24 protein-coding genes are annotated in these 22,308 nt (G+C 70.7%); 15 read left to right on the forward strand and 9 right to left on the reverse strand.

The window, feature by feature from the left end:
• Nucleotides 1–38 precede the first annotated feature (38 nt).
• The 4 genes from leuC (at nucleotide 39) to I4J89_RS11100 (ending at nucleotide 3,568) form a co-directional block, all read left to right on the forward strand.
• Nucleotides 39–1,493 (forward strand): 3-isopropylmalate dehydratase large subunit, encoded by a 1,455-nt coding sequence (gene leuC / locus I4J89_RS11085; protein WP_196413784.1) that lies wholly within the window; start codon nucleotides 39–41, stop codon nucleotides 1,491–1,493.
• Between the two features lie 11 nt (nucleotides 1,494–1,504).
• Entirely contained in the window at nucleotides 1,505–2,095 is a 591-nt protein-coding gene (gene leuD, locus I4J89_RS11090; protein WP_196413785.1) for a 3-isopropylmalate dehydratase small subunit, read from the forward strand.
• Between the two features lie 160 nt (nucleotides 2,096–2,255).
• The gene (locus I4J89_RS11095; RefSeq protein ID WP_196413786.1) at nucleotides 2,256–3,044 is read left to right on the forward strand and encodes an HU family DNA-binding protein; all 789 of its coding nucleotides are present in this window, start codon (nucleotides 2,256–2,258) and stop codon (nucleotides 3,042–3,044) included.
• 95 nt (nucleotides 3,045–3,139) lie between these two features.
• The gene (locus tag I4J89_RS11100) at nucleotides 3,140–3,568 is read left to right on the forward strand and encodes a hypothetical protein (protein ID WP_196413787.1); all 429 of its coding nucleotides are present in this window, start codon (nucleotides 3,140–3,142) and stop codon (nucleotides 3,566–3,568) included.
• Here I4J89_RS11100 and I4J89_RS11105 read toward each other — a convergent pair.
• Genes I4J89_RS11105 through cofC form a run of 4 tightly spaced genes read right to left on the reverse strand, consistent with a single transcriptional unit; the run spans nucleotide 3,525 to nucleotide 7,545 of the window.
• The gene (locus I4J89_RS11105) at nucleotides 3,525–4,403 is read right to left on the reverse strand and encodes an NUDIX hydrolase (protein WP_196413788.1); all 879 of its coding nucleotides are present in this window, start codon (nucleotides 4,401–4,403) and stop codon (nucleotides 3,525–3,527) included. The genes I4J89_RS11100 and I4J89_RS11105 overlap by 44 nt on opposite strands.
• A complete protein-coding gene (locus I4J89_RS11110; protein WP_196413789.1) occupies nucleotides 4,403–6,631 on the reverse strand; it encodes an RNA degradosome polyphosphate kinase in 2,229 nt (742 codons plus the stop codon). The genes I4J89_RS11105 and I4J89_RS11110 overlap by 1 nt, the downstream gene beginning before the upstream one ends.
• 55 nt (nucleotides 6,632–6,686) lie before the next feature.
• Entirely contained in the window at nucleotides 6,687–6,884 is a 198-nt protein-coding gene (locus I4J89_RS11115; protein WP_230858664.1) for a cold-shock protein, read from the reverse strand.
• Between the two features lie 19 nt (nucleotides 6,885–6,903).
• Nucleotides 6,904–7,545 carry a 2-phospho-L-lactate guanylyltransferase gene (gene cofC / locus I4J89_RS11120; protein ID WP_196413791.1) on the reverse strand — a complete coding sequence of 214 codons (642 nt, stop codon included), beginning with the start codon at nucleotides 7,543–7,545 and terminating at the stop codon, nucleotides 6,904–6,906.
• A gap of 128 nt (nucleotides 7,546–7,673) precedes the next feature.
• On the opposite strand from cofC, the gene I4J89_RS11125 reads away from it, so the two are divergent.
• Genes I4J89_RS11125 through I4J89_RS11140 form a run of 4 tightly spaced genes read left to right on the forward strand, consistent with a single transcriptional unit; the run spans nucleotide 7,674 to nucleotide 10,847 of the window.
• The gene (locus I4J89_RS11125; RefSeq protein ID WP_196413792.1) at nucleotides 7,674–8,399 is read left to right on the forward strand and encodes a lysophospholipid acyltransferase family protein; all 726 of its coding nucleotides are present in this window, start codon (nucleotides 7,674–7,676) and stop codon (nucleotides 8,397–8,399) included.
• Complete coding sequence (locus I4J89_RS11130) at nucleotides 8,396–9,388, forward strand: NAD(P)H-dependent glycerol-3-phosphate dehydrogenase (RefSeq protein ID WP_196413793.1); 993 nt, start codon at nucleotides 8,396–8,398, stop codon at nucleotides 9,386–9,388. Before I4J89_RS11125 ends, I4J89_RS11130 begins: the two co-directional genes overlap by 4 nt.
• Complete coding sequence (locus tag I4J89_RS11135; protein ID WP_196413794.1) at nucleotides 9,385–10,491, forward strand: cystathionine gamma-lyase; 1,107 nt, start codon at nucleotides 9,385–9,387, stop codon at nucleotides 10,489–10,491. Before I4J89_RS11130 ends, I4J89_RS11135 begins: the two co-directional genes overlap by 4 nt.
• Nucleotides 10,488–10,847 carry a hypothetical protein gene (locus I4J89_RS11140; protein WP_196413795.1) on the forward strand — a complete coding sequence of 120 codons (360 nt, stop codon included), beginning with the start codon at nucleotides 10,488–10,490 and terminating at the stop codon, nucleotides 10,845–10,847. The genes I4J89_RS11135 and I4J89_RS11140 overlap by 4 nt, the downstream gene beginning before the upstream one ends.
• Before the next feature lie 164 nt (nucleotides 10,848–11,011).
• Here I4J89_RS11140 and I4J89_RS11145 read toward each other — a convergent pair whose 3' ends face one another.
• Nucleotides 11,012–11,455, reverse strand: coding sequence for a hypothetical protein (locus I4J89_RS11145; protein WP_196413796.1), 444 nt, complete (start codon nucleotides 11,453–11,455; stop codon nucleotides 11,012–11,014).
• Nucleotides 11,456–11,564: 109 nt separating this feature from the next.
• On the opposite strand from I4J89_RS11145, the gene I4J89_RS11150 reads away from it, so the two are divergent.
• The gene (locus I4J89_RS11150) at nucleotides 11,565–12,647 is read left to right on the forward strand and encodes a D-alanine--D-alanine ligase family protein (RefSeq protein WP_196413797.1); all 1,083 of its coding nucleotides are present in this window, start codon (nucleotides 11,565–11,567) and stop codon (nucleotides 12,645–12,647) included.
• Here the strand turns inward: I4J89_RS11150 and I4J89_RS11155 are convergent.
• Complete coding sequence (locus I4J89_RS11155; RefSeq protein ID WP_196413798.1) at nucleotides 12,644–13,270, reverse strand: DUF3515 domain-containing protein; 627 nt, start codon at nucleotides 13,268–13,270, stop codon at nucleotides 12,644–12,646. The two genes, I4J89_RS11150 and I4J89_RS11155, sit on opposite strands and share 4 nt — an antisense overlap.
• A gap of 1 nt (nucleotide 13,271) precedes the next feature.
• The gene (locus I4J89_RS11160; RefSeq protein ID WP_196413799.1) at nucleotides 13,272–13,505 is read right to left on the reverse strand and encodes an Lrp/AsnC ligand binding domain-containing protein; all 234 of its coding nucleotides are present in this window, start codon (nucleotides 13,503–13,505) and stop codon (nucleotides 13,272–13,274) included.
• Nucleotides 13,506–13,601: 96 nt separating this feature from the next.
• Here I4J89_RS11160 and I4J89_RS11165 point away from each other — a divergent pair, with 96 nt between their 5' ends.
• From I4J89_RS11165 to I4J89_RS11175, 3 genes are all read left to right on the forward strand, one after another.
• The gene (locus I4J89_RS11165) at nucleotides 13,602–14,543 is read left to right on the forward strand and encodes a thiamine-phosphate kinase (protein ID WP_196413800.1); all 942 of its coding nucleotides are present in this window, start codon (nucleotides 13,602–13,604) and stop codon (nucleotides 14,541–14,543) included.
• Nucleotides 14,544–14,561: 18 nt separating this feature from the next.
• A complete protein-coding gene (locus I4J89_RS11170; protein WP_196413801.1) occupies nucleotides 14,562–15,023 on the forward strand; it encodes a GNAT family N-acetyltransferase in 462 nt (153 codons plus the stop codon).
• A gap of 481 nt (nucleotides 15,024–15,504) precedes the next feature.
• Entirely contained in the window at nucleotides 15,505–16,509 is a 1,005-nt protein-coding gene (locus tag I4J89_RS11175) for a PDDEXK family nuclease (protein ID WP_196413802.1), read from the forward strand.
• Here the strand turns inward: I4J89_RS11175 and rpmB are convergent.
• Entirely contained in the window at nucleotides 16,481–16,672 is a 192-nt protein-coding gene (gene rpmB, locus I4J89_RS11180) for a 50S ribosomal protein L28 (protein ID WP_093401721.1), read from the reverse strand. The genes I4J89_RS11175 and rpmB overlap by 29 nt on opposite strands.
• Before the next feature lie 177 nt (nucleotides 16,673–16,849).
• On the opposite strand from rpmB, the gene I4J89_RS11185 reads away from it, so the two are divergent.
• Genes I4J89_RS11185 through I4J89_RS11195 form a run of 3 tightly spaced genes read left to right on the forward strand, consistent with a single transcriptional unit; the run spans nucleotide 16,850 to nucleotide 21,254 of the window.
• Complete coding sequence (locus I4J89_RS11185; RefSeq protein ID WP_196413803.1) at nucleotides 16,850–18,733, forward strand: DAK2 domain-containing protein; 1,884 nt, start codon at nucleotides 16,850–16,852, stop codon at nucleotides 18,731–18,733.
• A complete protein-coding gene (recG, locus tag I4J89_RS11190) occupies nucleotides 18,730–20,904 on the forward strand; it encodes an ATP-dependent DNA helicase RecG (RefSeq protein WP_196413804.1) in 2,175 nt (724 codons plus the stop codon). Before I4J89_RS11185 ends, recG begins: the two co-directional genes overlap by 4 nt.
• Nucleotides 20,901–21,254, forward strand: a complete 354-nt coding sequence (locus I4J89_RS11195; protein ID WP_196413805.1) for a DUF952 domain-containing protein — start codon at nucleotides 20,901–20,903, stop codon at nucleotides 21,252–21,254. Before recG ends, I4J89_RS11195 begins: the two co-directional genes overlap by 4 nt.
• 32 nt (nucleotides 21,255–21,286) lie before the next feature.
• On the opposite strand, the gene I4J89_RS11200 is transcribed toward I4J89_RS11195, so the two are convergent.
• A complete protein-coding gene (locus tag I4J89_RS11200; protein ID WP_196413806.1) occupies nucleotides 21,287–22,234 on the reverse strand; it encodes a hypothetical protein in 948 nt (315 codons plus the stop codon).
• Nucleotides 22,235–22,308: the final 74 nt, after the last annotated feature.

A 22,308-nucleotide genomic window follows, 5' to 3' on the forward strand; every position in this document is an offset into this window, starting at 1 on the left:
CAAGCCGAAACATACATTCCAGAATTTAGGATGTCCAGATGGTGGGAGTCACTCCCCAGAGCGGGAAACCCAGGACCCTGGCCGAGAAGGTCTGGGATGACCACGTGGTGCGCACGGCCGAGGGCGAGCCGGACCTGCTCTTCATCGACCTGCACCTCCTGCACGAGGTCACCAGCCCGCAGGCGTTCGACGGTCTCCGGATGGCCGGTCGCCCGGTCCGCCGGACCGACCTCACGCTCGCGACGGAGGACCACAACACCCCGACCGGGTACGCGGATCCGGCCTTCAACACCCGTCGCGGTGAGCTGCTGACGATCGCCGACACCGTCTCGCGTACGCAGATCGAGACGCTGCGGAAGAACTGCGCCGAGTTCGGCGTGCAGATCCGGCCGCTCGGCGACGTGAACCAGGGCATCGTGCACGTGATCGGCCCGCAGCTGGGTCTCACCCAGCCCGGCATGACGATCGTCTGCGGTGACTCGCACACCGCCACCCACGGCGCTTTCGGCGCACTGGCCTTCGGCATCGGCACCAGCGAGGTGGAGCACGTGCTCGCCACCCAGACGCTGCCCCAGTCGAAGCCGAAGACGATGGCCGTCACGGTCGTCGGCGACCTGCGCCCCGGCGTCTCCGCGAAAGATCTGATCCTCGCCCTGATCACGCAGACCGGCACCGGCGGCGGCAACGGCCACATCGTGGAGTACCGCGGTGAGGCGATCCGCAAGCTCTCCATGGAGGGCCGGATGACGATCTGCAACATGTCGATCGAGTGGGGCGCCAAGGCCGGCATGATCGCGCCGGACGAGACCACCTTCGAGTACCTGAAGGGCCGCGCGCACGCCCCGCAGGGCGCCGACTGGGACGCCGCGGTCGAGTACTGGCAGACCCTCGCCACCGATGAGGGCGCCGAGTACGACACCGAGATCGTCATCGACGCCGCAGCGATCAGCCCGTTCATCACCTGGGGCACCAACCCGGGTCAGGGTGCCGCGCTGGACGACGTCGTGCCGAACCCCGAGGACTTCCTCGACGAGGTGGAGCGCGGCGCTGCCGAGCGCGCCCTGGCGTACATGGACCTCACCCCGGGCACGCCGTTCCGTGAGGTGCCGGTCGACGTCGTCTTCGTCGGCTCCTGTACCAACGGCCGGATCGAGGACCTGCGTGCCGCCGCCGACGTGATCCGTGGGCACAAAGTGGCCGACGGTGTCCGGATGATGATCGTCCCCGGGTCGTACCAGGTGCGGGAGCAGGCCGAGGCCGAGGGTCTCGACAAGGTCTTCACCGAGGCGGGCGCCGAGTGGCGGTTCGCCGGCTGCTCGATGTGCCTGGGCATGAACCCGGACACGCTGAGCCCCGGCCAGCGCGCCGCCTCCACCTCCAACCGCAACTTCGAGGGCCGGCAGGGCAAGGGCGGGCGTACCCACCTGGTCTCGCCGCAGGTCGCCGCCGCCACCGCCGTGGTCGGCAAGCTGGCCGCGCCCGCCGACCTGTAGAGGACACCGTCATGGACAAGTTCGTCAGTCACACCGGCAAGGTCATGCCGCTGCGCCGCTCCGATGTGGACACCGATCAGATCATCCCAGCGGTCTATCTGAAGCGGGTCACCCGGACCGGTTTCGAGGACGGCCTCTTCAGCGCCTGGCGCGAGGACCCGAACTTCGTGCTGCACAACCCGGCGCACGCGGGCGCCACGATCCTGGTGGCCGGCCCCAACTTCGGCACCGGCTCGTCCCGCCAGCACGCGGTCTGGGCGCTGCGCGACTGGGGCTTCAAGGCGGTCATCGCCTCCCGGTTCGGCGACATCTTCCGCGGCAACGCCCTCAAGGAGGGCCTGCTGCCGATCCAGCTCGACCAGAAGATCATCGAGAGCCTCTGGGATCTGGCCGAGAGCGAGCCGGAGAAGCAGATCACCGTCGACCTGGACGGGCGGGTGGTCCGCGTCGACGATGCGGCGTACGGCTTCCCGATCGACGATTTCAGTCGGTGGCGTCTCATGGAGGGCCTCGACGACATCGGACTGACGCTGCGGCACGAGGCCGCGATTACCGCGTACGAGAAGGGCCGTCCGTCTTTCAAGCCGGTCGTAGTTCTTTAGTCCCAGTCACGAATTCGCCCTCATCGGGTCGCCGATGGGGGCGAATTTCGTTGGGACACAACGGATTTTTGCCCCGAATGTTTGTGTCTCCAGGTCACAGGGCATACGGTGCGCGCAGAATGGCCTTCGACGGGCCAGTTCTCACGTCCGGGAGGAAACCGTGAACAAGGCCGAGCTCATCGAGGCGCTCGCCGACAAGCTAGGGGACAAGAAGACAGCGACCCTGGCATTGGACGCGCTCATCAATGAGGTGCAGAACGCCGTCGCCAAGGGCGACAAGGTGGCCATCACCGGCTTCGGTTCCTGGGAGAAGCGGACTCGGAACGCGCGTACCGCGCGGAATCCGCGTACCGGTGAACCGGTGAAGGTGAAGAAGACCGCCGTCGCCGCTTTCCGGCCGGGCAGCACATTCCGGGACCTGGTGGCCAGTGGCAAGCCGGCCAAGGCCACCGCGGCGAAGAAGACCACTGCTAGCAAGGCGGCGCCGGCCAAGGCCACCGCTACCAAGACGACGGCGGCCAAGAAGACGGCCGCTACCAAGTCGGCTGCCACCAAGGCGGCGCCGGCGAAGACCGCAGCCACCAAGACGACGGCGGCCAAGAAGACCACCGCGACCAAGGCGGCACCGGCTAAGAGCGCCGCCACCAAGACGGCCAAGGCGGCACCGGCCAAGGCCACCGCTACCAAGACGACGGCGGCCAAGAAGACGGCCGCTACCAAGTCGGCTGCCACCAAGGCGGCGCCGGCGAAGACCGCAGCCACCAAGACGGCAGCGGCCAAGAAGACCACGGCTAACAAGACGACCACTGCCGCGGCGAAGAAGACCACGGCTAACAAGGCCGCGCCGGCCAAGAAGACCGCGCGCAAGACGGCCACTCCGGCTGCCGCCCCGGCCCGGGCCCGCGTCGCTTCGACAGCACGCACCACCGCGGCCCGTAAGGCGCGCTGACCGGCCGAACCGAACAGTAAAAGGCGTCCACCCGTACGGTGGACGCCTTTTCGGTGTCCCGGCGCGACCGGCCCGGGCCGTCCTACCGTCCGGGCATGGAACGCAGACCGATGCCGCGCGGCCTGGTGGCCCGGGCCACCATCGCGGCGGCGCTGTTCGCCCTCGCGGTGGTACCCGGGTGGACGTTCGGCGACCTGGCCGAGCAACACACCGGCCGGCCGGTGCTGGACTGGCTGATCACCTGCGGCTGGTCCGGGCTGGCCGTCACCGGCTACGCGCCGTGGAGCTCGTACCGGCGGCGGGACGGCTGGCTCGGAGCCGTCCCGCTGTACGGGTGGTACCTGGCCGGGGTGCTCAGCTGGCGGCTCGCGCTGCTGCCGTACCGGGACTGGGAACCGCGCCCGGACGAGCAGTGGCAGGCCCGCTGGCTCACCGGCGACCTGCTCGGCTACTGGCGGGCCGACCCCGCACCGCGCCCGGTCACAGGCGCGAGGCGTCCAACAGTCGCTCGCCGGACCAGGTGAGCAGCCAGCCGTCGCCCTTGCGGGTCTTGAACGGCTCGTCGTCCTCGACGCCGTGCAGCAGCGCCAGCAGCGGCGGGATCACCTTGCCCTGACTGCACACCACCACCCGCTCGTCCGTACGCAGCTGCGTCAGCCGGGCCTGAGCCATGGTCAACCGGGCCGTCAGGTCCGCCGCGTCGGACGGTTCGGCGAAGGCGCCGTCCAGCACGATCGGCATGTCGTCCAGCGCCTTGGCGAGCGGCTCCAGGGTCTGCTTGCACCGCAGCGGCGGCGCGGCTATCAGGTGGCGCGGCCGGAACGAGGTCAGCGCCGCGGCGATCCGGCCGGCCTGCCGGTGCCCGACCGGATCGATCGGGCGCAGCCGGTCCGGGCCGGCCCACTTCTTGCGCTCCCCGGCATGCGCGTGCCGGACCAGTGCCACCACCGCGGTCACCGGTGGCAGCGCGGCGAACCGGTCGAGCAGCGGCCGCTCGTCCGGGTAGCTCAACCGCTCCGCGGCCTCGGCCGGCGGCAGCCAGGCGATCCGGTCGACCTCCCGGGTGTCCTGGACCGGACCCGAGGCGCCGGCCCGCATCAGCCAGAACCGTACGGTCTTCGGGCGCCCGTTCGGCAGTGTGTACGCCACCTCGGGCAGGCACACCTCGGGGATCCCGGCCACCCCGGTCTCCTCGGCGACCTCCCGTACGGCGGCGGCCAGCGCGCCCTCGTCCGGTTCGAACGTCCCCTTGGGCAGGCTCCAGTCGTCGTACCGCGGGCGGTGCACCAGGCACACCTCGACGCCGTTGTCGCCGGGGCGGTAGAGCACGCCGCCCGCGGCCAGCACCGGGTCGGACATCAGCTTCTCTTGCCGATGACCCGCCGCAGCAGAGCCTCCTGAAGGTGAACCTGCGGACTGGAGGTGGTACCGACGTTGCGGTGCCAGACTCCCTCGCCGTCCAGGTCCCAGCCCTCGGTCTGATCGCTCATCGACAGTTCGAGCACGTTGCGCATCTCCTCACGGGCCGAGGTGAGCGTCACCTTGACCAGTGCCTCGACCCGGCGGTCCAGGTTGCGATGCATCAGGTCGGCGGAGCCCATCCAGTACTCCGCGTCGGCGCCGGGACCGAACCTGAAGATCCGGGAGTGCTCCAGGAACCGGCCGACGATCGACCGCACGCGGATGTTCTCCGACATACCCTTCACACCCGGCCGCAACGCGCACATTCCCCGGATCACCAGGTCGACTTTCACCCCGTCCTGGGAGGCCTTGTAGAGCGCGTCGATGGTCTGCTCGTCGACAAGTGAGTTCACCTTGAACTGGACCAGGGCCTCGCCGCCCCCGCGGGCGATGCGGGCCTGCTCCTCGATCCGCTCGACCAGACCCCGGCGTACGCCGTGCGGCGCCACCAGCAGCCGCCGGTAGGTGGTCTGCCGGCTGTACCCGGTGAGCACGTTGAACAGGTCGGTGACGTCGGCGCCCACCTCCGGATCGGCGGTCAGCATGCCGAAGTCCTCGTACAGCCGGGCGGTCTTCGGGTGGTAGTTGCCGGTGCCGATGTGGCAGTAGCGCCGGATCTGGTTGCCCTCCTGGCGCACCACCAGCGACGTCTTGCAGTGCGTCTTCAGACCGACCAGGCCGTAGACGACGTGGCAGCCGGCCCGCTCCAGGGTGCGCGCCCAGGCGATGTTCGCCACCTCGTCGAAGCGCGCCTTCACCTCGACCAGGACGACCACCTGCTTGCCCGCGGCCGCCGCGTCGACCAGAGCGTCCACGATGGGTGAGTCACCGGACGTGCGGTACAGCGTCTGCTTGATGGCCAGCACGTTCGGGTCGGCCGCGGCCTGCTCGATGAAGCGCTGCACACTCGTCGAGAACGAGTGGTACGGGTGGTGCACCAGGATGTCCGACTCGCGCAGCCGGTTGAACACGCTGCGTGGCACCTCGCCGTCCGCCAGGTGCGGGTGGGTCGCCGGGACGAAAGGGCGGTCTTTCAGGTCGTCCCGGTCGCAGTCGCCGAACACCTGCCACAGCGACGACAGGTCGAGGATGCCCGGCACCCGCAGTACGTCGTGGCTGTCCATGTCGAGCTCGCGTACCAGCAGGTCGAGCACGTGGTCGCTGATCGAGGCGGCCACCTCGAGCCGGACCGGCGGGCCGAACCGGCGCTGCGCCAGCTCCCGCTCGAGGGCCTGGAGCAGGTCCTCGTCGCGGTCCTCGTCCACCTCCAGCTCGGCGTTGCGGGTCACCCGGAACAGGTGCCACTCCAGGATCTGCATCCCCGGGAAGAGCTGGTCCAGGTGGTTCGCGATGAGCTCCTCGACCGGCAGGAACCGCACCCCGCGGCCGTCGTTCTGCACGGTCACGAAACGGGGCACGTTGTTCGGCACCTTCACCCGGGCGAAGAGCTCCGGGTTGTCGCCGTCCGGATAGCGCAGCGCCACCGCGAGGTTCAGCGAGCGGCTGGAGATGTACGGGAACGGGTGCGCCGGGTCGACCGCGAGCGGCGTCAGCACCGGGAAGACCTGCTCGCGGAAGTAGGTCCGCAGCCGGCCCTGCTCGGGCGCGTTCAGTTCCTTCCAGCTGACCAGTTCGATGCTCTCCGCGGCCAGTTTCGGCCGGACCTCGTCGGCGAAGCAGGCGGCGTGCCGGGTGACCAGATCCGCGGTCCGTTCGGTGATCATCTCGAGCTGGTGCCGCAGCGGGGACCGGTCGCCGCCGCGGACCGGCAGGCCGGCGCTGAGCCGCCGTTTCAGACCGGCCACCCGGACCATGAAGAACTCGTCGAGATTGCTGGCGAAGATGGCCAGGAATTTCGCCCGCTCCAGCAGCGGGGTGCCCGGATCCTCGGCCAGCGCCAGCACCCGCGCGTTGAAATCGAGCCAGGAGAGCTCGCGATTCAGGAACCGGCCCTCGGGCAGCTCATAAGCCTGCTCCTCGGACACCGCCTCGGTTTCCAGGAGCGCGGTGGCCTCGGCCGGCTCGGCCGGCTCGGCCGGTTGCGGTTCTGCGGGCTCCGGCCGGGGGAGGAAGCGGCCGTTCGGGCCACGCCTACGGGTCTCGGGGGTCCGGGGCGGGGTTGGCATGAGCCCATTCTTGCCGCTTCCGCCGAAACGTGAAACGAACTACTGGACTATGAGTTCAGGCGATTCCGGGAATCAACACCCGGCGGACCGTACCGGAGCTGTCCGGCTCCACGGTGACGCGCTGGCCGAGCCGCAACAGGCGCAGCCCGGAGCGGTCGAAAGCGTCCGAACCGAACGCCAGTTCAGAGCCGTCGTCGAGGAGCAGCGTGCCGCTGCGGGTGTCCGGGTCGAAGGTGGCGATGGTGCCCTGCATAACGCGCACGGTACCGGGCTCAGGCGGCCGGCGCGCACTCCGCGGTGAGTCCGAGATCACGCAGCAGCCCGCAGGTACGCCGTCCGGCGCCCAGAGTGAGAACCGTGTCCAGGTCCGCCGCGGTGTCCACGTCCTGCCGCAGACCCGGCCAGTCCCCGGCGAGCGGAGTCGCTCCGGAGGCCGCGTGCGCCGCGGCGGAGGGCCCGCCGAACCGGGGATCGAGGACGGCCCGCGGCGGCGCGGCGAGCAGGACGGTGCCGATGCCCGCGGCGTCCGGCACGAAACTGCGGCCGGCGACCCGCCCGAGCACGTCGTCCAGGTGCTCCGGACGCAGCGCCGGCAGATCACCGGCGAGCACCACCCGGTACGCGGACAGGCCGGCCACCTCGTCCGCGCCGTACCGCATGGCGGCGTTCAGCCCCGCGCCCGGGTCCGGCGCCACCCGGGCACCGAGGTCACGGACCGCCGCGGAGACCGCCGGATCGTCCGTGACGACCACCAGGTCCGCCACCACGGAGGAGCCCAGCACCGCCGTGACGGTGTCCCGCACCATGGCCAGGGCCAGCTCCGGATGACGATCCACCGGCACGGCACCCCGCAGCCGCGTCTTGGCCGCGTGCAGCCTCTTGACCGGGATCACCGCCGTCCACTTCCGCAACACCCCGCCAGTCTGCCAGCGTTTCTTCGCGCACCCCTGCCTGGTACGCCCCGGCCGGAGCGGGCATGATTTCGTCGCAGGTGAACGTTGTGCGGCCGGGAGACGTCGCCGATCGAGGGACGGGGGAAGCCGTGGCACAGCTCAAGCTCGGATTCTGGCAGCGTGTCGCGGTGATGCTGGTGCTTCCCGTCATGACCGTGCTGACCAAGAAGACCTGGCTCCACCACGAGCGGATCCCCGCCACCGGCGGTGTGATCCTCGTCCCGAACCACGTCTCGCACTTCGACCCGTTGGTCATCGCGCACTACATCTACCGGTCCGGCCGCTGGCCGCGCTTCCTCGGCAAGGCCAGCGTCTGGAAGGTGCCGGTGATCGGGTTCCTCCTGAACAAGACGCGGCAGATCCCGGTCGAACGGGGCAGTGTGGATGCGGTGAAGTCGTTGGACAGCCTGATCGAGGCACTCCGCGAGGGCGGCGCGGTGGTGATCTATCCGGAGGGCACCACCACCAAGCACCCCGATCTGTGGCCGATGCGGGGCAAGACCGGCGCCGCCCGGCTCGCGCTGCTCACCGGCGCACCGGTGGTGCCGATCGCGAACTGGGGTGCGCAGGAGATCTTCGATCCGCGTACCAACCGGCTCAGGTTGCGCCGCACGCACGTCACGGTGACGGCCGGCCCGCCGGTCGACCTCCGCCGCTGGGCCGGCGTCGAGCCGACCCGGGCGGTACTCGACGAGATGACCGAGGCGATCATGCTGGATGTACGGGACCTGCTCGGCGAGATCCGCGACGGCGAAGCGCCGGCGCTCTACGAACGGCCCGTCCGGCGGGCCTCGACCTCGGAGGACGCGTCATGAGGGCGGCCGTCATCGGATCCGGCGCGTGGGGCACGGCGTTCGCCAAGGTGCTCGGCGACGCCGGATCGCACGTGACCATGTGGGCACGGCGCGAGGTGATCGCCGCGGAGATCCGGGAACGGCGCGGCAACGAGGGATCGCTTCCGGGCGTACGGCTGGCGGACAGCGTCACCGCCACCACCGACCTCGCCGAAGCGGTCGCCGGCGCCGAGCTGATCGCCATCGCCGTGCCGTCGCAGACGCTGCGGGGCAACCTGGCGGACTGGGCCGGCCACTTCCCGTCCGACGCCACGGTCGTCTCGCTGATGAAGGGGATCGAGCTCGGCACCCTGAAACGGATGAGCGAGGTGATCACCGAGACCGCCGGCGTCGCGCCGGAACGGGTCGTGGTCGTCTCCGGGCCGAACCTGGCACCCGAGATCGCTGCCGAGCAGCCCACCGCGACCGTGGTCGCCTGCGTCGACGAGAGCCGCGCCAAACAGGTGCAGCACGCGCTCGCCACGCCGTACTTCCGGCCGTACACCAGCGACGACGTGATCGGCTGCGAGCTCGGCGGCGCGACCAAGAACGTGATCGCGCTGGCGTACGGGATGGCGATCTCGATCGGTCTGGGCGACAACACCCGGGCCTCGCTGATCACCCGCGGTCTCGCCGAGACCGCCCGGCTCGGGGTGGCGCTCGGCGCCGACCCGCTCACCTTCGCCGGCCTGGCCGGCCTCGGCGACCTGGTCGCCTCCTGCTCCTCGCCGCTCGCCCGGAACCGCACCTTCGGTGAGCACCTGGGCCGCGGCGAGACTTTGGAGCAGGCGCAGATCGCCACCCGGCAGACCGCCGAGGGCGTGAAGAGCTGCCTCTCCATCCGCGACCTGGCCCGTTCGCGCGGCGTCGAGATGCCGATCGTCGAACAGGTGGAACGGGTCTGCCACGAGGGTGTGGACCCGCGGGTCGCGGTGAAACTGTTGATGACTAGAGAGATGAAACCCGAGTGACCAGCTACTCCGACGGCACCCGCGCGGTGCACGCCGGCCTGCCCGAGCCCGTCGTCGGCGAGCCGTTCCTGCCCGGACCGGTCTTCGCGGCGCCCTACCACCTCGACCCGGCGACCGGGCCGGGGGAGAACGGGTACGCCCGGACCGAACACCCCACCCGGCGCGCGCTGGAGGCGGCGATCGGCGCCCTGGAGGGCGCGCCGACGCTGGTCTTCGCCAGCGGGCAGGCGGCGATCACCGCGCTGCTGCTCTCGGTGCTGCGCACCGGCGACACGGTCGCGCTTCCGGCGGACGGCTATTTCACGGTACGGGCGTTCGCCGAAGGAACCCTGCGTGACCTGGGCGTGAAGACCGTCCTGGTGCCGACGGCCGGACCGTACCCGGACCTCACCGGGGTACGGCTGGTGCTGCTGGAGACCCCGGCCAACCCGGGACTGGACGTCTGCGACGTGCGGGCGATCGCCGCGGCCGCGCACGAGGCCGGTGCGCTGGTGGCGGTCGACAACACCACCGCCACCCCGCTCGGGCAGAACCCGCTCGCGCTCGGGGCGGACCTGGTGGTGGCGTCCGGCACCAAGGCGCTGACCGGGCACTCGGACGTGCTGCTCGGCTACGTCAGCGCCGGCGACCCGGAGCTGCTCGGCAAGGTCGAGACGTGGCGCAAGCAGACCGGCGGCGTACCCGGCGCGTTCGACTGCTGGCTGGCGCACCGATCGATTGCCACACTCGACCTGCGGCTGGCCCGGCAGAGCGCGAACGCGGCGGCGGTCGCCGAGTTCCTGCTGGCCCGCGACGACGTCTCCGGGGTGCGGTGGCCGGGGCTGCCGTCCGACCCGTCGTACCCGATCGCGTCGGCGCAGATGCGGCGCGTCCCGGGTGTGGTCTCGTTCGACCTCGGCTCGGCCGAGCGGGTGGCCCGGTTCCTCACCGAGGCGAAACTGGTCTTCGCCGCTACCTCGTTCGGTGGCGTGCACACCACCGCCGACCGCCGCGCCCAGTGGGGCGACGACACGTCACCCGGGTTCGTCCGGTTCTCCTGCGGCATCGAGGACACCAGCGACCTGCTGGCCGACCTCACCGCCGCGCTGGACTCTTCCGTATGACGAGCTGGAACACCTTCGACGCCGACGAGATCGCGGCGCTGACCCAGGGCGACAGCTTCTTCGCCGCGCCAGGGGAGCGGGACTGCCCGGCCTGCGGGGAACGGCGGCTGCGCGCGTACTTCACCGCGCCGGAGAACGCCCGCCGCCCCACTCTGGTCAGCTACGTGTGGTGCGGCGGCTGCGACAAGTTCGTCGGGACCAGGGCCCGGCACCCGGAGGGCCTGATCTTCTCGGACCCGCTGGCCGCCCTGCCCGTCGCCGAGCGCCGGGAGCTGGAGCGCAGCCTCACCGCGTTCCTCGCCCATCTGGACGAGCTCTGGGAGCGTGGCGCTCTCCCGCAGACCTTCACCGCCTGACGCGGCAGGCGCGGCGGCCGGAACGGGCGCTTCGGCCCGGACTGGCAGACGGCCGCCGGGGCACGGCGGGACGGGGCGGATTCGGCGGGTTCGGCGGTGACGCGTACCGATGCCGGGTTGTGAAAGGCGTGCTGCCTCGCGGCGCGCTGGTGAGCGTGAGTAGCTCAGGCGTGGGCGGCGACGAAGTCGTGCAGCCAGTCCCGCGGTACGTCGGCGCCGGGCTCGCCGCCGATGCGGCGCAGGGCCTCGCCCGGGCGGATGCCGAGCAGGGTCAAGGTCATGACCGCCAGCAGGGTGGACCGGCCGACGTCACCGGCCGACTGGGTGACCACGAAGCGGCCCGCGCGCACCTCGCGCGCCAGGCGGGTGGCGAGGGCGACCAACTGGCCGGCCTCGGCTCGCAGATCGTCGCCGGTGGCGGCGGGCAGCGGCACCAGTTCCATCCCGGCTGTCTCCGGAGCCGGCTCCGCGGTGGAGACCAGCACCTGCACGCCCGCGCGGGCGAGCGCGCCCAGCTGCTGCGGCGACCAAGGCTCCTCGCGGGAGTGGGCCATCGTGGCCAACTGGCCCGGACCGGGACCGGCGATCACGTGGAGTGCTGGTGCCATGAACTGTTCGTCTCCCCTGCCCTGCGGTGGCCCGACGCGGATCCCATATCTGGCTTACGCAGAGTAGGGTCACCCCCGGCATGCCCGCTAGCGAGAGGCACAGAGAAGAGTGACGACCCCCCGGAAGACTCGTGTCGCGATCGTGTTCGGTGGTCGCAGCACTGAGCACGCCATTTCCTGCGTGAGTGCGGGCGCCATCCTCGGTGCGCTGGACCCGGATCAGTACGAGGCGGTTCCGGTCGGAATCACCCGTGAGGGTCGCTGGGTCCTCGCCGCGGGTGACCCCGCTCAGCTCGCCATCTCCGGCACGCGTCTGCCGGAGATCACCGCCTCGTCCGGTAACTCGGTGGTCCTCGGAGCCGGGGAACTGCTCGTCCGGGACCCGGCCGAGGGCATGTCGGAGCTGGCCGGTGTCGACGTGGTCTTCCCGGTGCTGCACGGTGCCTACGGCGAGGACGGCACCATCCAGGGGATGCTGGAGATGGCCGGGATTCCGTACGTGGGTGCGAACGTCTTCGCCTCGGCGGCGGCCATGGACAAGGAGTTCACCAAGAAGCTGGCGGCGGTCGAGGGCATCCCGGTCGGGCCGTACGTCGTGTTGCGCGCCGGCGTCTCGCTCTCCGAAGCGGACAAGGAGCGGCTCGGGCTGCCGGTCTTCGTGAAGCCGTCCCGGGCCGGGTCGTCCACCGGCATCACCAAGGTCACCGACTGGGCCGACCTGGACGCGGCCATCGCCACCGCCCGGCAGATCGACCCGAAGGTTCTGGTCGAGGCCGCGATCGTGGGCCGCGAGATCGAGTGCGGGGTGCTCGAGGGGGAGAACGGCGGCGCGCCTTCGGCGTCCCTGCTCGCCGAGATCCACGTGGACGACGCCGACTGGTACGACTTCGAGACGAAGTACCTGGTGGGCAGCCGCTACACGATCCCCGCCGCGCTCTCTGCGGAGGTGACCAAGCGCGTCCAGGAGTACGCCCTGCGCACCTTCACCGCGCTGGACTGCGCCGGTCTGGCCCGCGTCGACTTCTTCGTGACGGCCGACGGCGAGATCTTCCTGAACGAGATCAACACGATGCCGGGGATGACGCCGACCTCGATGTTCCCGCAGATGTGGGCGGCCACCGGGCTGGAGTACCCGAAGGTCGTGGACCGGCTGATCCGTACCGCGCTGCACCGCGGCACGGGCCTGCACTAACCGATCTTGCAGCCGCTGGGCAGGCCGTCGGTCGTCGACTTCACGGTCTTCACGATCGTGTCGGAGAACTCGTTGGCCCACTGAGCCGGGTTCTCGTACGCCGCTGGGACGGTCACCTGGACCGGGACCTCACGGTCCATCGTGGTGAGGGTGGCCGATCCGTCGCCGGGCTTCGGGTACCAGCAGACCCGGTTCATGATGAGCAGCTCGGTGTCCAGCGGCACGCAGCCCGGCCTGGTGTCCTCCAGCGACTCGCACATGACCGGCTGCGGCACGCCGCACGCGACGGTGAGCGGTGGCTCACCGTAGGCCGCGTTCTGCTCCGGCCCGGCGCTCACCTTGCGGGCCGGCAGATCCCGCACCTTCAGCGGCAGCTGACTCGTCACGGCGAGGCAGACCTGCGCGGCGCGTTCGTCGAGTTTCGGCGCCGCCATCTGCACGGCAGTGTTAGGTATTGGCTTTTTGTCCGGTTCTTCGGTTTTTTCCGGTTGGATGGACAGGAAAGCCACGACACCCACGATCAAAGCAACCGGTACGGCCACCGCGGTCGCCCATAGCGCGGCGACCCGGTTGGTCCGATCCGGCTGCTGTGGCTCGGTCTTCGGGGTGTCGACATTCACCATGTCAGAGGTTTACCACGGAGCAGGTGAGCGTCCTCGTGATGCCCGGCACGTACTGGACTTTGCTCACAATGAGCCCGCCGAGCTCGTCGACGGTGTGCGCCTCGGTCAGCACCACGACGTCGTACGGCCCGGTCACGGCGTCAACCCGGACCACCCCCGATATCTTCTCGATCGCGGCGGCCACGTCACGGGCCTTACCGACCTCCGTTTGAATGAGGATGTATGCCTGGACCACGATCGACTCCTATCCGCCACCGCCGGTGATCCCCGATCGTGAAACTACCGTACGAAGCCGCCCCGCAGCGGGACGCCACCATCGAAGGACTTAGACGTGAGCATCGCAGAGGCCGGTGAATTCGGCTTGATCGGCCGAATCATCTCCCGGCTCGGCTCCGGCCCCGCTACCCTGCTCGGCCCCGGCGACGACGCCGCCGTGGTGCGAGCAGCCGACGGGCGGGTGGTGGCCTCCACCGACGTCCTGGTCGAAGGACGGCACTTCCGGCGCGACTGGTGCGGGCCGGCCGACATCGGCCACCGGGCCGCGGCGGCCAACCTCGCCGACATCGTCGCCATGGGTGCGACTCCTACCGCGCTGCTGGTGGCGCTCTGCGTACCCACCGGAACCGACCCGACCTGGGTGGAAGGCCTCGCCGACGGGCTCAGCGACGAGGCCGGCCTGGTCGGGGCCTCGGTGGTCGGCGGCGACATGTCGGCCAGCCCGACCCTGACGATCGCGGTCACCGCACTGGGAGACCTGGGTGGCGCGGCGCCGGTCCGGCGCGACGGGGCCCAGCCCGGCGACATTCTCGCTCTTTCCGGCCGGATCGGGTACGCGGCCGCGGGCCTCACCGTTCTCTCCCGTGGGTTCCGGACGCCGAAACTGCTGGTGGAGGCGTACCGCCGGCCGGCCGTCCGGTACGCCGCCGGCCCGGAAGCGGCCCGCCTCGGCGCCACCTCGATGATCGACGTGTCGGACGGGCTGCTCCAGGACCTCGGCCACGTCGCGACCGCCAGCGTCGTCGGGATCGACGTGCACAGCGACGCCTTCGACGTGCCGGACCAGATGCGGGACGCGGCCAACGCGCTGGGGGTCGACCCGTACCAGTGGATCCTCGCCGGCGGCGACGACCATCCGCTGGCGGCCACCTTCCCGCCCGGCGTGTCACTTCCCGAGGGCTGGCAGGTCATCGGCGCCGTGCACGACGGCACCGGAGTCACCGTCGACCGCAAGCCGTGGACCGGCGGAGGCCTGGGCTGGGACCACTTCCGCTAGAGGTTCTAGGCTCTCCCCGTGCACGCGATCAAGATCGAATCGGCCGACTTCGCCTCGCCGGCCGTCCAGGCGCTCGTCGCCGAGAACCTGGCCGACCTCTCCGCCCGGTACGGCGGCGGCACCGGCGACGACACCCCGCTCACGGCAGCCGACTTCACCCCGCCGAACGGCGCCTTCCTGGTAGCCATCTCCGACGGCCGGCTGATCGCGAGCGCGGGCTGGCGCCGACACGGTGGCGACGCCGAACTCAAGCGCATGTTCACGGTGGCTGCAGCCCGCGGCCGGGGCGTGGCCCGCCGCATGCTGGCCGCGGTCGAGCAGTCGGCGCGGGAGGCCGGCTGTAAGCGGGTCATTCTGGAAACGGGCAACCGCCAGCCGGAGGCGATCGCCCTGTACGAGTCGGCCGGGTATGAGCGGATCGAGGATTTCGGGTTTTATGCGGGGCATGTTGGGGTGCTTTCCTACGCCAAGGCCCTCTGATCCGCTGTTCTCGCTTACGTCGTCATGCGCCCGCTCCTGCGTCGCCGACTCTTTCGCGTCGTTCGGTGCCCGCTGTCCGGCGGACCGCTCCCGTTTTGCGCCCGCTTCCAAGCCCTTGTCACCGCTTTGCCTGTTGACCTTTAGATCTTGTTAACGGTGGGACCGCCCGTCATATCCGGGTGCTTCGTATTCCTGGACTCCTTCGTCTCGCCCTAATCGCTGGGATTCCTGCGGACCTTGTGCGCTATGCCCCGGAAATCCAGGGCGAGACGCACAAGATCTCGGGTGCGACGCCGTGCGACATTGGCCTGTGACAAGTGACACGGCCGCATGGCGCGCACGTGATCAAGTGGCGTGCGGGGCGCCCGCTTCCCGCGGACGGCGGTGCGGTGGATGGCTGTGCCGCATCGACGCATGGCCTCGTGCACAGGGTTATCCACAGGGGCGGCGCTGGAGTGCTGCGGATGGCCAGGATCGAGGGATGGCAGACAAGGCGGCGCAATTGGAGCAGTTGCTGGAGCGACAGCACGCGGTGATCAGCCGCCCTCAAGCCCTCCAGTCGCTCTCGTCGAGCGCCATCGAACGACGTATCGCCTCGAACCGGTGGCAGGCGCCACACCGGGGTGTCTACGTCGCTCACTCCGGGCCGCTCGACCGCCCGCAGCACCGCTGGGTTGCGGTTCTCGGCACCGTCGCGGGCCGGCCGGCGTTGCTCGGCGGCCTGTCCGCGCTGGAGACGGTGGGCTTGCGGGGGTTTCCGACCGAGGTGGTGCATGTCCTGGTGCCGGCCCGGGTGACGCCGCGCAGCCCACCCCGTGGTGTCGTTGCTCACCGCACCTCGAACTTGCGCTCAGCCGACGTGCATCGCACCGGTGACCCGCCCGGGACCAGGCCGGCCCGTTCGCTCGTCGACGCCGCGCAGTGGGCCCGCAGTGACCGGCAGGCGCGGGCGATCCTGGCCGCGGGCTTCCAGCAGCGGCTGGTCAGGGAGGAGGAGATGACTTCCGTCCTGGCCGGCATGCCACGGGTGCGGCGGCGGGCGGTGATCGTCGAGGCGGTGTCCGAAGCTGCCGCGGGCGCGCACTCCGTACCGGAGATGGAGTTCCGGCGGCTCTGCCGGATGGGTGGACTGCCGGAACCGAAGCTCCAGACGGAACGGCGCGACGGCGCCGGCCGGCGCCGCTATCTGGATGCCTACTTCACCGGGTACGGCGTCCACGTCGAGATCGACGGCGCCCTGCACCTGGACGCCCGGCAGTGGTGGGCGGACATGAGCCGGCAGAACGCGCTCTGGATCGCCGGTGACCGGGTGCTCCGCTTCCCGGCCTGGGCGATCCGGTCGGAACCGGCGGAGGTGCTGCGTCAGCTGACCACGGCTCTCACCGCGGCGGGCTGGACGGCAAGCAGCCGCCGGACCCGAGGGTTCGGCGGCTGCTCGTCAGATCTCGAGGCTCAGGTCAGGCGCGGGCGACCTTGCCGGCCTTGATGCACGAGGTGCAGACCTTGAGCTTCTTGGTGGTCCCGCCACCGGCCGGGGTGCGCACCGACTGGATGTTCGGGTTCCAGCGGCGGTTGGTCCGCCGGTGCGAGTGGGACACGTTGTGGCCGAAGCCCGGTCCCTTGCCACAGACGTCGCACACGCTAGCCACGGGATACTCCTGGGTTTGATACGAAAAAACTGACCTGATCCAGAAAACTGGAGGCGCCCAGGGAAGCATCGCCCAGGCAACCCGGCAAGGTTACCCGATCCCAGGGCGGGACAGCCAATCGCCCCCGGTCAGGGTGCGTAGCACGCGTTTGTCGGGGGTCGTTAGTACGATTTTCGCGTGCTGGAGACCCTCGATGCCGCTGCGGTACGCCGTTGGTGCGGTGGTGGGCTCGAAGCGTTGCGGGCACATCAGCGCGAGATCGACGACCTGAACGTCTACCCGGTGCCCGACGGTGACACCGGCACCAACCTCGTTCTCACGCTCACCGCCGCACAGGAGGCGCTGGAGCAGGACGAGACGGCCGACACGGCCGTGGGCCGGCTGATGCGCCGGATGGCCCGCGGGGCGTTGCTCGGTGCCCGGGGCAACTCCGGGGTCATCGTGTCGCAGATCCTGCGTGGGATGGCCGACACCTTCGCCACCGCGGTCGCGGTGCGCGGTGGCGAGCTGGCCCGGGCCTTGCGGACCGCGACCGACGCCGCCTATGCGGCGGTGGCCCGCCCGGTGGAGGGCACCGTCCTCTCGGTGGTGGCGGCCGCCGCCGAGGGCGCCGGCCGCATCAAGTCCGACAATCTGGTCACGGTGGCACGTGCGGCCGCGCGGGCCGCGTCCGAGGCACTGGAGCGCACGCCGCAGCAGCTCCCCGTCCTGGCCAGAGCCGGGGTGGTCGACGCCGGCGGCCGCGGCCTCTGCCTGCTCCTGGACGCCCTCGTCGCCGCCATCGCCGAGGAGGCCAGCCCAACCAGCGTCAGCGGCCGTGACGGGCACACCAGGCCGGCCTTAGGCAGCAGCGAAGACGGCGGCCGTGACGGGCACGCCAGGCCGGCCTTAGGCAGCAGCGAAGACGGCGGCCGTGACGGGCACGGGCCGGCTCCAGGCAGCAGCGAGGACGGCGACCGGGCCGATCGCGTCGGCGGCCGTGACGGGCGAGCCAGGCCGGATCTAGCCGGCGGCGAAGACGGTGACCGGGCCGATCGCGCGGACGGCGTCAGCGGCCGTGACAGGCGAGCCGCGCCGGGACGCGGCGTCCGCCTGACGGACGGCCTGCTCCTACCGCCACCCGATGACGGCCACAACCACGCCACAACCGACGACGACGGCTGTGCCGGGCTCGGCTTTGAGGTGCAGTACCTGCTGGACGCCACACCCCAAACCATCTCCCAGCTGCGCCGCACACTCGACGACCTAGGCGATTCGCTGGTGATCGTCGGCACCGGCGACGGCGACCCCCCGACCTGGAACGTCCACGTGCACGTCACCGACATCGGCCCCGCGATCGAGGCCGGGATCGCCGCCGGTCGCCCGTACCAGATCCGGGTCACCCAGCTGGAGGAGCGCCGGCCCGGCGCCGATGTGCGGGCCGCCGTGGTGGTCGCCGCGGGCGAGGGACTCACCGCGCTGTTCGAGGGCGAGGGCGCCACCGTCGTCGACCGGAACCCGTCGACCGCCGAGCTGCTCGCCGCCATCAACGCCACCGGCGCCGACTGCGTCGTGCTGCTGCCCAACGACGCCAACACCCATGCGGTCGCCTCCTCGGCGGCCCGTGAGGCGATCGCGGCGGGAGTGAAGGTGAGCGTCGTGCCCACCCGTTCACCGGTTCAGGCGCTGGCCGCGCTCGCCGTCCGGGACACCCAGCGCCCGTTCGCCGACGACGTGATCGCGATGGCCGAGGCCGCCGGCGCCTGCCGCTACGGGGAGGTCTGCACCGCGCAGCGGGACGCGCTCACCGTCGCCGGGCCGTGCCGGCAGGGCGATCTGCTCGGCCTGGTCGACGGCGAGGTGCACGTCATCGGCGCGGACCTGGCCGATGTGAGCCGGCGGCTGCTGGACCGCATGCTCGGCGGTGGCGGCGAGCTGGTCACCCTGGTGCTGGGCGCGGACGCGCCGGCCGAGCTGGAGACCGACCTGCGTGGCCACGCGCACCGGACCTGGCCGTTCATCGAGTTGCAGTGCTACGCCGGCGGTCAGCCCCGGTACCACCTGCTGGCAGGAGTCGAATGACCACGACCGACACACCGTTGACCAAGGTGCTCGGCGCCAAGACCGCCAAAGCCCTCGAGACACATCTCGACCTGCACACCGCCGGTGATCTGATCTACCACTTCCCCCGGCGCTACGACGAGCGTGGTGAGCACACCGATCTGCGCCGCCTGGAGGTGGACGAGCAGGCCACCGTGCTGGCCCAGGTGCAGGGGATCAACGTGAAGCCGATGCGGGCCCGCCGGGGCAATATGCTCGAGGTGACCATCGGCGACGGCACCGGCGCGACGCTGACCTGCACGTTCTTCAATCAGGCGTGGCGGGAGCGGGAGCTGCGCAAGGGCGTGTGGGGCCTGTTCGCCGGCAAGGTGACCGAGTTCCGCGGCAAGCGGCAGTTGAACGGCCCGGCGTACCAGCTGCTCAGCGCCGACGCGACGCAGGACGACGCGGCCGCCGAGATCGAGGAGTTCGCCGGTGCGCTGATCCCGGTCTATCCGGCCGCGCAGGCCGTGCCGACCTGGGTGATCGCGAAGTGTGTGCGGACGCTGCTGGACACGTTCGAGCCGCCGGCAGATCCGTTGCCGGCCGAGACCCGGGCGAAACGGAACCTGGTGGGCATCGGCACGGCCCTGAGGGAGATCCACCGGCCGAGCTCCGAGGAGGCGTTGTACCGGGCGAAGTACCGGCTGAAGTGGGACGAGGCTTTCGCCGTACAGCTGACGCTTGTGCAACGCCGGGCACGTGCGGCCGCGGCGCCCGGCACCGCGCGGCCGCGTGCCGAGGCCGGGTTGCTGGCGAAGTTCGACGCCGGGCTGCCGTATGAGCTGACCGAAGGTCAGCGTGCGGTGGGCGAGGAGATCGCGGCGGATCTTGCCCGGCCGCATCCGATGCACCGGCTCCTTCAGGGCGAGGTCGGTTCCGGAAAAACCCTGGTTTCGGTACGCGCGATGCTGCAGGTCGTCGACGCCGGTGGGCAGGCCGCCCTGCTCGCCCCGACCGAGGTCCTCGCCACCCAGCATTTCCGCGGGATCAGTGCCCAGCTGGGCGCTCTCGGCCGGGCCGGCGAGCTGGACGGCGACCCGGAGGGCACGCAGCTCACCCTGGTCACCGGCTCGCTCGGTGCGGCGGCGCGGCGGGCCGCGCTGGCCAAGGCCGCCGACGGCACCGCCGGCATCGTGGTCGGCACGCACGCCCTGCTGTACGAGGGGGTCGACTTCAAGGATCTCGGCCTGGTGGTGGTCGACGAGCAGCACCGGTTCGGGGTGGAGCAGCGGGACGCGTTGCGTGCCAAGGCCGCCCGGCCGCCGCACGTGCTGGTGATGACGGCGACGCCGATTCCGCGCACGGTGGCGATGACGGTCTACGGCGACCTGGAGACGTCCGTTCTGTCGCAGTTGCCGCGCGGCCGCTCGCCGATCGCCTCGCACGTGGTCCCGGCGCTGGACAAGCCGGCCTATCTGGATCGGGCGTGGAAGCGGATCCAGGAGGAGGTACGGGCCGGCCACCAGGCGTACGTGGTGTGTCCGCGGATCGGGGACGACGAGGAGTCCCCGCCCACGGACGACGAACCCGGCCGCCGCCCGCCGCTGGCCGTGACCGAGGTCCTGCCGCTGCTGCGGAACGAGTACCTGACCGGTCTGCGGATCGAGATGCTGCACGGCAAGATGCCACCGGACGAGAAGGACGCGGTGATGCGCCGGTTCGCCGCCGGTGACCTGGACGTGCTGGTGGCGACCACGGTGATCGAGGTCGGCGTGGACGTGCCCAACTCGACGGTGATGCTGATCCTGGACGCCGACCGGTTCGGGGTGTCGCAGCTGCACCAGCTGCGCGGGCGGGTGGGCCGTGGTTCGGCGCCCGGCATCTGTCTGCTGCACACCGAGTCGGCGGAGGGTTCCGCGGCCCGGGAGCGGCTGGACGCGGTGGCCTCGACCACGGACGGTTTCAAGCTCTCCGAGATCGACCTGGAGCAGCGCCGGGAGGGTGACGTGCTGGGCGCGTCGCAGTCCGGCAAGCACTCGCATCTGCGGCTGCTGTCGCTGCTCCGCGACGAGAAGCTGATCAAGGAAGCCCGGACCGAGGCGTCCGAGCTGATCGGCGACGACCCCGACCTCTCCCGTCATCCCGCCCTGGCCGCTTCGGTGGCCGCGCTGGTCGACGAGGAACGCGCCGAGTACCTGGAGAAGGGTTGATCACGCACATCTGCCCGCGCGATGCGTGGGCCAAGGCCGAAGAGACCGGATGGTACGAGGGGGACACTCTCGCCACCGAAGGGTTCATCCACTGCTCCCCGGCGGACTGGGTGCACGTGCCGGCGACGCTGCGGTTCCGCGGCCGGACCGACCTGCTCCTGCTGGAGATCGACGAGACCGTTCTTCCCGAGCTGGTGGTCTGGGAGGACGGCAGCCCGCCGGAGCCGGACGGGCGGCAGTTCCCGCACATCTACGGCCGCCTGCCGGTCACCGCCGTCATCGCCGCGCATGACTTCCCGCCGCAGGCGGACGGGTCGTTCGCCCCATGGAAAGGGCGCGCCGACCGCTGACCGGTCGACGCGCCCTCGTGGTGCTTTGCCTATCAGGCGGTGAACTTCACCTTCCGGCGACGAGCCAGGAAGAAGAGCACGCCACCCGCGGCCAGCAGCGCCGCGGCACCGCCGGCGATGCCACCCGCGGCGGCACCGGTGACGGGCAGGCCGCCACCTTCGCCGTCCTCACAGTCGGCCGGCTGCGGGTAGGCCAGGTTCACGGTCTCGGAGAAGGTCTCGCCCTCGGCCGTGACGGAGATGGTGAGGTCGATGGAGAAGCCTTCGGTGGCGCTGAAGGTCTCGCTCTTCGACTCGCCCGGAGCGACGGTGACCTCGCGGACCTCGCCCTTGCTCGTCTCGTAGCGCAGGTCGAGCGGGAAGCCGTCGGCGGGGTTGTCGAACCCGACGGTCATGGTGTCGCAGGTGACCTCGAAGATCGCCTCCGGCTCGCCCGGCACGTCGTCCGGCAGGCCCGGGGTCTCACTCGGCGTCGGCGAGGCGGAGCCGGGGGTGCTGGGCTCGGGAGCCGGCGACGAGCTGCTCGGGGTGCTCGGCTCCGTCTTCTTCTCGCACTTGCCCTCGAAGTTCACGGTGTTCGACGCATCGACCGCGTGCTTGTTGTCGAACTCGACCTTGACGGCCAGCCGGGCGAGGTTCTTGTCGCCGGCGATGCGCTGCCGCGCCTTAATGTCCTCGTTGGTCGGGTGCTTGAAGTCCTCGGTCACCGTGTACTCGGCCAGCGTCGTCGGCTCCACCGGGAAGCCGATCTCGGACTTGACCTCGGTGAAACGGAACTTGTTCACGCCCTCGGGGGCGTTGCCCTTGACCGTCCAGTCGACGACCCATTCGCCGGTGGCCTTGTCGCAGTCCACCGACTTTCCGATGACGGCGTCGGTGGCGTACGCGGGCGAGGCGGCCACCGCGATCCCGGCGAGGCCGAGGACAGCGCCGGCGGCCATACCGGCCACGCGACGGAGCGGGGATTTAGACAGGTTCACGCCTACTCCTGTGAAAGGGGGTGTCGGGGCGCGAGGAAGCGGCGGGCGTCGCTGTTGGACGGATGCGATGCCCG

This window comes from Actinoplanes aureus, assembly GCF_015704865.1.
Classification (GTDB): domain Bacteria; phylum Actinomycetota; class Actinomycetes; order Mycobacteriales; family Micromonosporaceae; genus Actinoplanes; species Actinoplanes aureus.

What these genes read in the sequence shown, in the direction of transcription:
- I4J89_RS11105 (WP_196413788.1), bottom strand. Translation starts at nt 4,403, where the DNA reads ATGTCCGACCCGGTGCTGGCCGCGGGCGGCGTGCTCTACCGCCCCGGC.
- I4J89_RS11130 (WP_196413793.1), top strand. Translation starts at nt 8,396, where the DNA reads ATGAGGGCGGCCGTCATCGGATCCGGCGCGTGGGGCACGGCGTTCGCC.
- leuC (WP_196413784.1), top strand. Translation starts at nt 39, where the DNA reads ATGGTGGGAGTCACTCCCCAGAGCGGGAAACCCAGGACCCTGGCCGAG.
- leuD (WP_196413785.1), top strand. Translation starts at nt 1,505, where the DNA reads ATGGACAAGTTCGTCAGTCACACCGGCAAGGTCATGCCGCTGCGCCGC.
- I4J89_RS11155 (WP_196413798.1), bottom strand. Translation starts at nt 13,270, where the DNA reads ATGGTGAATGTCGACACCCCGAAGACCGAGCCACAGCAGCCGGATCGG.
- I4J89_RS11145 (WP_196413796.1), bottom strand. Translation starts at nt 11,455, where the DNA reads ATGGCACCAGCACTCCACGTGATCGCCGGTCCCGGTCCGGGCCAGTTG.
- recG (WP_196413804.1), top strand. Translation starts at nt 18,730, where the DNA reads ATGACCACGACCGACACACCGTTGACCAAGGTGCTCGGCGCCAAGACC.
- I4J89_RS11110 (WP_196413789.1), bottom strand. Translation starts at nt 6,631, where the DNA reads ATGCCAACCCCGCCCCGGACCCCCGAGACCCGTAGGCGTGGCCCGAAC.
- I4J89_RS11140 (WP_196413795.1), top strand. Translation starts at nt 10,488, where the DNA reads ATGACGAGCTGGAACACCTTCGACGCCGACGAGATCGCGGCGCTGACC.
- I4J89_RS11100 (WP_196413787.1), top strand. Translation starts at nt 3,140, where the DNA reads ATGGAACGCAGACCGATGCCGCGCGGCCTGGTGGCCCGGGCCACCATC.
- I4J89_RS11175 (WP_196413802.1), top strand. Translation starts at nt 15,505, where the DNA reads ATGGCAGACAAGGCGGCGCAATTGGAGCAGTTGCTGGAGCGACAGCAC.
- I4J89_RS11115 (WP_230858664.1), bottom strand. Translation starts at nt 6,884, where the DNA reads ATGCAGGGCACCATCGCCACCTTCGACCCGGACACCCGCAGCGGCACG.